General features: G+C 37.4%; 9 protein-coding genes. All 9 read left to right on the top strand.

Translation table 11 applies throughout. The annotated features are described in order from the left end of the window. Positions 1-16 precede the first annotated feature (16 nt). Positions 17-457, top strand: coding sequence for a hypothetical protein (locus MUW56_RS04215; protein ID WP_292012009.1), 441 nt, complete (start codon positions 17-19; stop codon positions 455-457). A 16-nt stretch (positions 458-473) separates the two neighbouring features. Further along, the gene (locus MUW56_RS04210) at positions 474-1,127 is read left to right on the top strand and encodes a hypothetical protein (protein WP_292012008.1); all 654 of its coding nucleotides are present in this window, start codon (positions 474-476) and stop codon (positions 1,125-1,127) included. A 75-nt stretch (positions 1,128-1,202) separates the two neighbouring features. Then, positions 1,203-1,997, top strand: a complete 795-nt coding sequence (locus MUW56_RS04205) for a thymidylate synthase (RefSeq protein ID WP_292012007.1) — start codon at positions 1,203-1,205, stop codon at positions 1,995-1,997. Positions 1,998-2,097: 100 nt separating this feature from the next. Beyond that, positions 2,098-3,417 (top strand): serine hydrolase, encoded by a 1,320-nt coding sequence (locus tag MUW56_RS04200; protein ID WP_292012006.1) that lies wholly within the window; start codon positions 2,098-2,100, stop codon positions 3,415-3,417. 1 nt (position 3,418) lies between these two features. Continuing rightward, positions 3,419-3,637 carry a hypothetical protein gene (locus MUW56_RS04195; protein ID WP_292012005.1) on the top strand — a complete coding sequence of 73 codons (219 nt, stop codon included), beginning with the start codon at positions 3,419-3,421 and terminating at the stop codon, positions 3,635-3,637. Positions 3,638-3,656: 19 nt separating this feature from the next. Continuing rightward, positions 3,657-6,167 carry a M1 family metallopeptidase gene (locus MUW56_RS04190; protein ID WP_292012004.1) on the top strand — a complete coding sequence of 837 codons (2,511 nt, stop codon included), beginning with the start codon at positions 3,657-3,659 and terminating at the stop codon, positions 6,165-6,167. Between the two features lie 174 nt (positions 6,168-6,341). Continuing rightward, a complete protein-coding gene (locus tag MUW56_RS04185) occupies positions 6,342-7,670 on the top strand; it encodes a hydroxymethylglutaryl-CoA synthase (RefSeq protein ID WP_292012003.1) in 1,329 nt (442 codons plus the stop codon). A 416-nt stretch (positions 7,671-8,086) separates the two neighbouring features. Beyond that, entirely contained in the window at positions 8,087-10,975 is a 2,889-nt protein-coding gene (locus tag MUW56_RS04180; RefSeq protein ID WP_292012002.1) for a SusC/RagA family TonB-linked outer membrane protein, read from the top strand. Between the two features lie 12 nt (positions 10,976-10,987). Further along, positions 10,988-12,523: a RagB/SusD family nutrient uptake outer membrane protein gene (locus MUW56_RS04175; RefSeq protein WP_292012001.1), complete on the top strand. Its 1,536-nt coding sequence runs from the start codon at positions 10,988-10,990 to the stop codon at positions 12,521-12,523. Positions 12,524-12,533 lie beyond the last annotated feature (10 nt).

The following is a 12,533-nucleotide window of genomic DNA, read 5'->3' as shown; positions in this document are numbered from 1 at the left end:
AATTCCAATATTAACAATGAACAAACAGGAAATATTAGACCTCGTTAAGATAAAAATCTCGGATAAGATTCAGTATTTTGAAAATCTTATTGCGGAAACCCGGGCTTCGAATAATGATACGAAAAGCTCGATGGGTGATAAATATGAAACCGGCAGGGAAATGCTTCAGCAAGAAATCAATCATCTGCAGAGACAGCTCAATGAAGCCTTGAATCAGCAGAATGTTTTACAGAAAATAACCTCCGATCCCTCAGAAAAAGTTCAGAACGGAGCTTTGGTAAAAACAAATAAAGGCCTGTTCTATATTGGAGTTTCTATGGGTGAAATTGTTTTTGAGGATCAGAAAATCATGACGGTTTCTGCAGAATCCCCTCTGGTAAAGGCTATGTTTGGCAGGAAAACGGGAGAGACATTTAGCATAAATACCATGAATCAGGATATTGAAAATATCTGGTAATCTCATCTTTGGCTTTATGATGAAATTTAAAAATCTACTTCTCTTTGCTTTTGTACTGGCCGGCCTATTGATGAATGGCCAGATCCGGGCGAATGTTTCGGGAAAATCATATGATCTGGAATCTGTAAATCTTACCGTTGACGGTTTTATTATTACGGTGGATTCCCATGGGGAAATCAAAGATTTTCACGCTCCTGACCTGAATGGAGATATTGCCTATTATGATGATCCGTACTTTGATCCGTATAAATATGGAAAGGTTAAGCGTATTGGCGATGTCAAAATAGATTACTGGGATGATGTGAACAAAAACAGTGCAAAATACGGTAAACTGAAAAATATCGGAGACATAACCATAGAATATTGGGACGACTCGTTTTTTAACAAAGAAAAATTCGGTAAAGTAAAGAAAATCGGAAGTTGTACGGTGGATTACTGGCCTGATGATGTTATTGATAACAGCAGGATGGGAAAGCTGAAATCAATTGGGGATATTTCTATCGACTATGGAATAAAAGACATTATCGATCAAAGCAAATATCAGAAAATCATAAAGTTCGGACCGGTAGCACTTGATTATTGGAATGATAAATTTATTGATAAAGATAAATATGGGCAGCTGAAATCCATTAACGGTAACAGTAATATGATCAGTGTATTGATATTGTAAATGATCCCGGGTCCATATTTCAATACTTTTTTTGATCCTTTTTTAGTAAATTTGAACCATAAAATTCCTTTCAAAATGCAAAACTACCTAGATCTTTTACAACATATTTTAGATAACGGAACCGATAAAACCGATAGAACCGGTACCGGGACGAGAAGCGTATTCGGGTATCAGCTGAGATTTGATCTGTCTAAAGGTTTTCCTTTGGTGACTACTAAAAAGGTGCATTTGAAATCAATTATTTACGAACTGCTCTGGTTTCTGAAAGGAGATACCAATATTAAATACCTTAACGATCATGGAGTGAGCATCTGGGACGAATGGGCAGATGAAAATGGTGATTTGGGACCGGTATACGGAGCCCAATGGAGAAGCTGGAATGGCGCAGATGGTAAAATTGTGGACCAGATCACAGAAGTAATTGATCAGATTAAGAAAAACCCGGATTCCAGAAGACTGATTGTGTCTGCCTGGAATGTAGCCGAAATTCCTACCATGGCCTTAGCTCCCTGCCATGCATTGTTCCAGTTTTATGTAGCAGACGGTAAACTTTCCTTGCAGCTTTATCAGAGAAGCGCGGATGTTTTCCTTGGAGTGCCGTTCAATATTGCAAGCTATGCCCTGTTATTAATGATGGTAGCGCAGGTTTGTGATCTGGAAGTAGGAGATTATGTTCACAGTTTTGGAGATGTTCATATTTATAACAATCATTTTGAACAGGTACATAAGCAGCTTTCAAGAGAGCCAAGACCGCTTCCCACAATGAAGCTGAATCCGGAAATCAAAGACATTTTCGATTTCAGTTTTGAAGATTTTATATTAGAAAATTATGATCCGCATCCCGGAATCAAAGCTCCCGTAGCCATATAAAAAAAACATCTCAGTAGAGATCCCTGTAAAAGTGAAGCGCAGACTTCACTTTTTTTGTAACTTTCAGCTGGTTTTTTCAACTTATCTTTAAATTCTTTATATGATCAGGAAGGTTTGTTTTCTTTTAGCTGTAAGCATTTCAACCACTGCTTTCTCTCAAAATAGGGTAAGAGAAAAGCTGGGGGATTACCTGGACTCCCTATATGTACATCACAATGTAATGGGAAGCTTTGCTTTTACAGACGGTAAAAATCCTTCTTTTTTGAAAGTTACCGGATTTGCAGATGCAGCAAAACAGCAGAAAGCCAATATGAATACCCAATATCGCATAGGGTCTGTTTCCAAGATGTTCACTGCTGTTTTGATCATGAAAGCCGTTGAAGAAAAAAAACTTTCACTCAATAGCAAGCTGTCTCAGTTTTATCCACAGATAGAAAAGGCCAGTACCATAACGATTGAAAATCTCCTGCAGCACAGAAGCGGTATTCATAACCTTACGAATGAAAAAGAATACTGGACGTATAATACAACTCCTCAAACTGAAAATTCACTGGTTGCCATTATCCAGCAATATAAAAGTGATTTTGTACCGGGAATACGATATGAATACAGCAATTCAAACTATATTCTGCTTAGCTTCATTTTAGAAAAGATCTATCATAAAAGCTATGCTGATCTTATTCAGCAAAAAATTGCCGGCCCATTACAGCTGGCACTCACCAAAGTGGGAGGGAAAATTGATCCCGCCCGGAACCAGGCACTTTCTTACCAGTATTCCAACGGAAGCTGCCAGCCTTGGCAGGAAACAGATATGAGTGTCCCTATGGGAGCCGGAAATCTTATTTCCACGCCAACGGAACTTCTGAAATTTATCACTGCCTTGGAGAGTGGGAAACTTGTCAGTAAAAACAGCCTTGTACAAATGAAGGGCTTTATCGACAATTATGGATACGGCATTGTAAAAGTTCCGTTTGGAGAACATTCGGGGTATGGGCATAATGGAGGGATAGACCAGTTCAGGTCTGTATTGTATTATTTCCCCGGTCTGAAAGTGGCTGTCAGCAGTATCACCAATCAGTCAGATTATGATAATAACGAAATCTCTATTAAAATGATAGAGACGGCATTGGGAAAGGATTTTACTATGCCGGACTTTAAGAAAATTTCGGTGGCGGTAGATATCCTGAAACACTATGAAGGGCTGTACAAAACCAGCAGCTTCCCATTAGCCATAAAAATTTTTATAGAGGACGGAAAACTGAAAGGACAGGCAGACGGCCAGGATGCTTTTCCACTGGAGGCTGTTTCTGAAAATGAATTTAAGTTTCAGGCAGCCGGAATTAAATTGAAATTCAATGCTGAAAAACAAAGCATGGATTTTTCTCAGGGAGCTGAACATTTAATCTTTAAGAAACAATAAAATGAAATATTTAAAAGTCAATATCGAAGACCATGCAGATATAGAAGTCCTTAAAAATACCTTACTCCAGTTGAAAGGGGTGGCTTCTGTAGACCTCATTGATGATGAGAATCCTGAAAGTGAGTTGAAAAAAGCTTTTGCCAAAACAAAAGAACAACTGAAAACAGGGGATTATGAAACCCTGGTCAATGATATTTTTGAGATCATCATAAAAAAATAATTCTAAATAAAATAGACGAATGAAAAAGGCCATTTTATCCATTGCAATACTTGGAATTTTATTTTCTGCCAATGTATCGGCACAAACTGATACTTCGGGAAGAGAAAAGGTATACAGAGCCACTCATACCAAAGTAACGGAGCTTAAACACACCAAGCTGAAAGTGAAGTTTGATTATCAGAAAGAACAGATGAACGGAGAGGAATGGGTTACAGCTTCGCCTTATTTTTATCCTTCCAATGAGTTGATATTGGATGCTAAAGGAATGCTGATCCACGAGGTAGCTCTTGATAATAACGGGAAAAAATCCCCTTTGCAATATGAATATAAAGATGAAACCTTAAAGATCAAACTGGATAAAACGTATCAGAAAAACCAGGATTATACCGTATACATCAAATACACGGCCCGCCCGAATGAGGTGAAACAAAAAGGAAGTATGGCGATCAATGACGCCAAAGGGCTTTACTTCATCAATCCGCAGGGCACAGAACCCAATATGCCGACACAGATCTGGACACAGGGAGAAACCGAATCCTCTTCAGCATGGTTTCCAACAATAGATAAGCCCAATCAAAAGACCACGCAGGAAATTTATATGACCGTTCCTGATCAATATGTAACACTCTCCAATGGGATCCTGAAAGATTCACAGAAAGAATCAAACGGCCTCAGAACAGATCACTGGGTGATGGATAAGAGGCATGCTACCTATCTTTTCTTTATGGGAGTAGGAGGATATGCTATTGTGAAAGACAAATGGAAAAATATTCCGGTAGATTATTATATCGAAAAAGAATATGAACCGTACGCAAAACAGATCTATGGCAATACCCCGGAAATGATCGATTTTTTCTCCAAAAAAATGAATTATGACTATCCATGGGCAAAATATGCACAGATCTCAGGAAGAAATTATGTGAGCGGTGCCATGGAAAATACAACAGCAACACTACATGGAAGTGATATTCTTCAAAAGCCAGGACAGCTGATTGATGAAAATAAATGGGAAGATACCATTGCCCACGAGCTTTTCCACCACTGGTTTGGAGATCTTGTTACCGCAGAAAGCTGGAGCAATCTTACAGTAAACGAATCTTTTGCCAATTATTCAGAATATCTTTGGAATGAATACAAGTATGGAAAAGACCAGGCAGACTACCATCAAATGACGGATGTGAACATGTACATCCATAATCCTTCCGATTTTAAGAAAAACCTGGTGAGATTCAATTATGATTCCCGTGAAGATGTTTTTGATTTGGTGACCTACCAGAAAGGAGGAGGAATTCTTCATATGCTAAGGAATTACCTTGGTGATGAGGCTTTCTTTGCCGGCATGAATGATTATCTGAAAACCAATGAATACCAGAATGCGGAAGCCCACCAGCTAAGGCTCTCTTTTGAAAAAGTTTCAGGGAAAGACCTGAACTGGTTTTTCAACCAGTGGTATTTTGGAAGCGGAAATCCGAAGATTAACTATTCATCTACTTTTGAACCGGTAAAAAAACAGATCGCGGTAACCATCAACCAGACTCAGGATCAGATGTTTGAATTTCCATTAGCTATTGATGTCTATGATAACGGAAAGCCAAAACGATATAACGTATGGGTCAATGCAGAAGCCAAAAATACATTCAGTTTTGATGTTTCCAAAACACCTGATCTGATCAATATCAATGCAGATGGAGTGTTGCTTGCAGAAATTACAGAGACTAAAACACCGGAGCAGAATCTGTTGCAGTTTACGAATTCAAAAGAATTCAAAAGCAGATATAAAGCATTGGCAGGGATTAAAGATCAGGTAGGAAAAAGCCCGGCTGCCACAAAATTATTGGCGGCCGCATTAAAAGATCCGTTCTTTAGAGTCAGAATTAAGGCATTGGAACTGATGGACCTTACCAGCCCGGAACAGATGAAAGCATTAGGGGCAGAGGTGGAAAAGCTGGCTTCAAACGATCCTAAAACACTGGTTCAGGCTGCAGCGATCGGAGCTTTGGCCAAGACAAAGGATAAGAAATACCTTCCTTTATTTGAAAAAGGAGTCAATGCAGTCTCTAATGCCGTTAAAGGAAACGCTCTAAGCGCGGTTCTTACGATCGATCCGTCGAGAGCGGACGCTTTGGCAGGAAAGATTGATCTGGATGGAGCTTCAGATGAGCTGTTAGCGCTTTTCCTTCCGGTTGTTGTTAAAAATAAGATAAGCTCTCAAATGGAGTATATTGCTCCTCTTGCAGCGTTTTATCCATTTGTTAAATTCCAGAATCCGGAGCTGGGCAAAACAGCAGAAGATGGATATAATTGGATCATGAGCACTGATAACCTAAAGGCAGTTGAAAGTATTACAAAAATGCTTGGCTATGCAAAAAATCAGATGGGAGATAATCCGCAAGCTAAAATGATGATTGTCCAGATGCTGAAAGACGGATTGAGCAAAAAAATGGATCTGCTGAAGCAAAACCCACAAAATGCAGCAAGCATTAATAAACAGATCGATGCTTTGAATAAGGCCATTGAAAATTATAAGTAATTTCAGACCGATTGGAGTATCAATACAGATAAGCAGCAGTAAAAAATGATACTGCTGTTTTTTTTGCTATTCAGCGCATCCAGGAGAAGTTATCAACAGAACCTTAAAAAAAGTTGGATATTGAAAGGTTATTCAGGCTACATTTTCTAAATTCGTATAAAAATTAGAATAAAAATGACTTTTGGAATTGAGGCTGCTAGCTATTATGTGCCCGGATTGTATTTGGAGATTAAGGAGTTAGCTGAAAAAAGAGGAATAGAACCGGCAAAACTGGAAAAAGGCTTAGGACTATATAAAATGGGGCTTCCCGATGTTCATGAAGATGCAGCAACCTTTGCAGCAGAGGCACTTCTGAGATTAATTAAAGACTATCATATCCATCCGAAAGAAATAGCAAGAGTATATCTGGGAACAGAAAGTGCATTGGATGCAGCGAAGCCTACCGCTTCTTATGCGGTTCAGATGGTGGAAAAAGTGGTAGAAGAGGAATTCGGGGAAAGATGCTTTAAAAACTGTGATATTGTAGATATGACTTTTGCCTGTGTAGGAGGAGTAGATGCACTGCATAATGCACTTGATTTTGTAAGGGTAAATCCGGACAAAAAAGCGGTAGTGATTGCCAGTGATTATGCCAAATACGAATTAGCATCATCAGGAGAATATACCCAGGGTGGTGGAGCGGTTGCCTTACTTATTTCTTCAAAACCGGATCTTCTAGAGATTGAAAACCAATGGGGAGTGGCGTCTGAAAGTGTTTTTGACTTTTTTAAGCCGAGAAGGCAATATAAGAAAGGAGATTTAAATAATGCTCCTGAGGTTTATCCTGATACGATTGAAATCTTCACGGATGAGCCCGTTTTTGACGGCCAATACTCCAATCAGTGTTACCAGGACAGAATAAGAGAAGCGTATCAGCATTATAAAGAAGTGACGGGCAGAGAAAAACCGTATGAAAATTGGAAATATATCGTCTTCCATCTTCCGTATGCCTTTCATGGAAAAAGAATATTTACTGAAATCTACAGCCTTGAGAATGGGCTTCCCCATACGGGGCCCGATGAGCAGAAAGCGGTTGCAAAATCTGAAAACTATCTGAATTTGATCAGCAGTACCATAGAGAAAACACAGCGGGCTTCTTCAGAAATAGGGAATATGTATACCGCTTCTATCTTTATGGCTTTCCTTTCTGCCCTGCAGGCTTCCTTTAATGAAAATGAAGAACTGTCAGGAGCAGAGATCGGTTTCTTCGGTTATGGAAGTGGTTCAAAATCAAAAGTATTTGCAGGCAGGATTTCTGAAAACTGGAAAAAGGTCGTAGCACATTGGAAGTTATTTGAAAATCTTAATAACAGAACCTCCATTGATTTTGCTACCTATGAAAAACTACACAGGAAACAGCTGGAAAAATCTGTCAATCAATCTTATAAAGGATTTGGTCTTAGAGCGGTAGAAGCTGAGAATGCTGTTCTTATCGGGGCTAGATATTATACGTATCAGAATTAGTTTTTCTCTAAATAAATTAAACAAAGCATTTCATTTTTTGGAATGCTTTGTTTTTTTAAGGTGTTTTGGAGTTTATTTTTGTTGATTTTGTACGTTTTTATTGATTTTAGTAATAATTTACAAAGATTGATTTTGGCATTTTTTTAACTGAAAATTCTAAAACTCTGAATTTTTTTTGTTGTTTTTTCAAATTACGTGTAGGGAAAAGGAATTTTTAATGGTTGTTAAAATTCTGTTAATATTATATTGTGATTAATTTTTTTATTTCTTTTAAAAAAATCACTTGTTTTTTACAGTACATCATTTGTTTTAAACGAAATTAATACGTTTTAAAGTATTGTTTTTCAGTATTTTATATGTTGACGTTGTTGGTATTTATTAACATATTTGTGGGTAGAATATTAAAATGTGTTAAAATGAATGTAAAATTACGTGTATTGAGTGCTGGAGCAATATTTTTCTTTGGAGGAATGGTATTTGCGCAGCAGACAACAACTAAGAAAAAGGACACGATAAAAAATGAAACATCAATCGATGAAGTGGTTCTATTAGGTTACTCAAAAAGTATTACAAAGCCTAAATCAACTGTTGCTTCTAATACTGTTGGGGAAATATTTCTCGAGAACAGGCCCAACGTCAATATGTTGACTTCTTTGCAAGGCTCAGCTCCCGGGGTGATCATGAATGGAGGTTCCGGAAGCCCGGGTTCTGCTAAATTTAGTTTACTGATTCGTGGAACGAGTTCTATTAATGGTAATACAGATGCCTTAATAGTCATAGATGATATTCCATCAAATGCTTCAGAATATAGAAACTTAAACCCTAATGATATAGAGTCTGTAACTATTTTGAAGGATGCTGCAGCAACATCTGTATATGGTAACCGTGGCGCTAATGGGGTTGTTGTTATCAGGACAAAAAGAGGGAGATATAATGGTGGTTTTAAGCTTTCCTATACTGGTATGACAGGTATGTCTTTACGGCCGCTTGATAAATATAAACTTGCCAATACAGATGAGTATATGCAAATTATGAGATTGTATGGTATGACCTCAGCCAATACTGCTTATCAGAAAGCAGAGGAAGGAAAAGCTGCAGGTATTGATACAGACTGGTCTAAATATTTTTTCAAACCAGAAATGTTTCAATCTCATGATGTAGCAATTTCTACCGGTGGGGAAAATATATCATCTTACAACTCTTTTGGGTACATGGAGCAAGGCGGAGCGGTACCAACTACAGATTTTAAAAGATTTACTGTAAGATCAAACATTCAGGCAAAATCTAAAGATAACAAACTAAATATTAATTCACAAATTGGCCTCGCTTTTTCAAGAAGAAATGAGTTGAATGAGGAAACTAATGCAGGCATTAGCAACAACTCTGTGCAAAATCCGCTTCTTGGTGTCCTTTTAGGACTGCCATATTTAGCACCCAATAAATATGCCAATGGGCAAGAGCTATTTAAAGCGATAGGTACTAATTTCGATTATGGAAATAATATTTATGTGCTAGAAAATCTTTTAACCAGAGGCAATCTGCCCAGTTATGTAGATCAGATATCCATCAGTGGTAATTTAGGTGCATCTTATAATTTCACAAAGAATTTTAGTTTAGGCAATAAGATAGGTGTTGATTATAGGCAAGGTGACAGGATTTTTGGGCGAGCGCCTTGGTCCTATTTGGCTAATGCTACTCAGGGGAGTGCTAAATATACAGGCTTTGAAGACCAGACTACAACAAGAGATTTAACTATTAATAATGTAATCTCAGCTTTATATAGTGGGAAGTCTGGTGATCATTCCGTAGATGCTTCCGTGAATATGGAATATAATAAAGTATATTATAGAACAACATACAGAAGGCAAAACGGATTAGACCCTAGAACATATGTGCCGGGTTCAGGTACCGGATATGTACCATTTGATGGTACGGCAACATCACGTTATGTTCCTGTAGTAAGTGCTTCCAGAATTACAGCCGGAACCTTGGCTGTTTTCGGAACTGTAAACTATGATTATGCAGGACGTTTTGGTTTTAGCGGTACTTTAAGAAGGGATGCATCATATCGATTTGTAGGAGAGAATAGATGGGCAACTTACTGGTCTGTAGCAGGTAGATGGAATATTGATAAAGAGAGCTTTATGGAAGGTTCTATCTTCAATAATCTTAAACTAAGGGCATCTTATGGAACTAATGGTAACCAGAATATTGTAGGAGCAGCATCTGGTGCAAACCCATTACTAACAGCAAATAATGTAGTAAGAGATTTGTATACTTCTCCTACAGGATATGGTAACGCTCTTGGATTAGGTTTTGCCTATGGAAACCCATTAGTAAAATGGGAAGATGTAGCTCAAGCCAATATCGGACTGGATTTTACTCTACTTAATAATAAATTGGAGGGTACTCTTGATGTATACAGAAAGAAAACGACCAACCTTTTTAGCACAATCCCAATTTCAGGTGTTTCGGGTGCTTATTCAATAAATGGTAACAACGGGGCAATGACAAATGAAGGTATTGAACTTGGATTACGATATAATGTTATAAAAACTGCAGATATCAACTTTAGTGTATTTACCAATGGATCTTATAACAAAAATACAGTTAATGAATTTACTATTTTTGGAGATCCTGCACCTGGTTCAGCAGTTACTATGGCTGGTCACATGTTAAATGAATGGTATGTATATAAATACGCAGGAGTCAATAAAAGTAATGGTAACTTATTATTTCATACAAAGGATGGTGGGGTTACCGAGGCTCCTGATGTGAAGGATGCACAATATACTAATGTAAGTCCTATTCCTAAATATGCAGGCAGCTTTGGTTTTGAAAGCGGTTATAAAGGATTTTTCTTTGATACATTATTTACGTTCCAAGCGGGGGTTAAAAAATTTGATAATTCACTTTATTGGTTAGCCAATCCTGAAGGATTAGGATCCAGTGCTGTTGGAGCATCCAATATGACAAAAGATTTATTAGGAGCATGGACTCCTGAAAATTCAAATTCTGACATACCAAATTTAAGAGCTACAAACTGGGGCTATACTGCAAATTCTGATTACTTCTTAAAAGATGCATCCTTCCTGAAAGTAAGATCGGTTACTTTAGGATATCAGCTTAGAAAGGATCAATTACAAAATATGCCTATTACAGGACTTAGAATATATGTACAAGGTGAGAATCTTTATACATGGACAAAATGGAGAGGTTTCGATCCTGAACCACTTACAGGAACAAATTTAAGTTTATATCCTAATCCAAGAATGTATACAATAGGGGTAAAAGTTGATTTTTAAAAAATTATTATAATGAAAAAAATATTTTATATATTATCGTTTTTCTTAGTGTTGACTTCATGTAAAGATGCACTAGATATTGTTCAGGATGGGGAAATTAATAATCCGGAAGTTGCTTTTCATTCAGTAGAAGATATGCAGAAGTTTCTTAATGGAAGTGTTTATCCGGCTGTAAATCCATTAAGTGAGATTTCCTTTACTGCGCTTTTTACAGATGAAATAGGTTATGGACCAAGTAGTGTAAGTACTTCGGATATATTAACTCATAGATTTGTACTTAATTCCACAACAAGCCAGGTATCCGGTATATGGGTTGGTAATTACAATATTGTAAATAAAGTGAATATCCTTTTGAAAGGAAGTACTTTAATTAACTATAATACTCTGTCAGCTGATGATAAATTGTTGTACACCAATGTTTTGGCACATGCAAGAGCAATAAGAGCATTAGCCTATATAACTTTAGAGTCGTATTTTTCTCCGAATATGAAAGATGCGAATGCATTAGGGGTGATACTTAGTGCTATACCTGCAGATATTTTTACTACCAAATTGCCAAGAGTTAAAAACTCTGAGATTTATGCTTTGATTGAATCTGATCTGCAATATGCACTTGCCAACTATAATACAAGTAATATTACAGCTGGTACCACCCAGCCGCAGCATTATTTACAAAAAGCTGCAATTAATGCTATTGCTGCCAGATATTATAATTATAAGGGCGATGACGTTAATGCAAAGCTTAATGCTTCAGCTGCTATATCAGAAAGTGGTTTAACGCTAGCAAATGGGACTGGTACCGCGTACACTACTATGTGGACTGATGCAACCAGAGGCGAAATTTTATGGTCTCTTTACAGGCCAAACAATACAACTGGATCTTGGTCAAATATTGCAGGTTTATGGACAACCAATTCTACTGATATTAATGGGTCTGTGAATTTTGATATGAGTAGAAAGCTATTTTCTCTTCTTAATAACCAGATTGCAGGAGGTGATATTCGTTACGATGTATTTATAGATGCAAGCAGTAAGTTTGATCCGGCTTATCCTTCAGGACCTAATCCTAGAGAAGATGATGTTATTGTTATCAATAAATATCCTGGTAAAAGTTCTCCTGCAAGTTCTGCAATGAACTTGAGGAATGATATCAAAATGTTCAGATTGTCAGAAATGTATCTTATTTTGGCAGAAGTTGCTGTACATGAAGGAAGTTTAACAACTGCTGCCACTAATATTAAGACTATTAGAATAAATAGATCTAAACAAGGTGTGACAACTGCGGTTACCTATACAACTGCTCAGCAGGCATACACAGATATTCTTCTGGAAAGAAGAAGAGAGTTATGCTTCGAAGGACACCGCTATTTGGATCTTAAGAGAATGGGAGTAGCTGCTGGAGTGGGTATTGATAGGGATGTGTATGATGATGATAATCAGACAATGCCACTTACATTACCTGCTAGTGACTATAGATTTACACTTCCGATTCCGTTAGATGAAATTAATGCGAATCCTAATATCCAACAAAATACAGGTTATAATTAATAAATCAGAT

Origin of the sequence: Chryseobacterium sp., from assembly GCF_022869225.1 — a bacterium.
Classification (GTDB): Bacteria; Bacteroidota; Bacteroidia; order Flavobacteriales; family Weeksellaceae; genus Chryseobacterium.
This window is presented reverse-complemented; position numbering and strand designations above follow the sequence as displayed.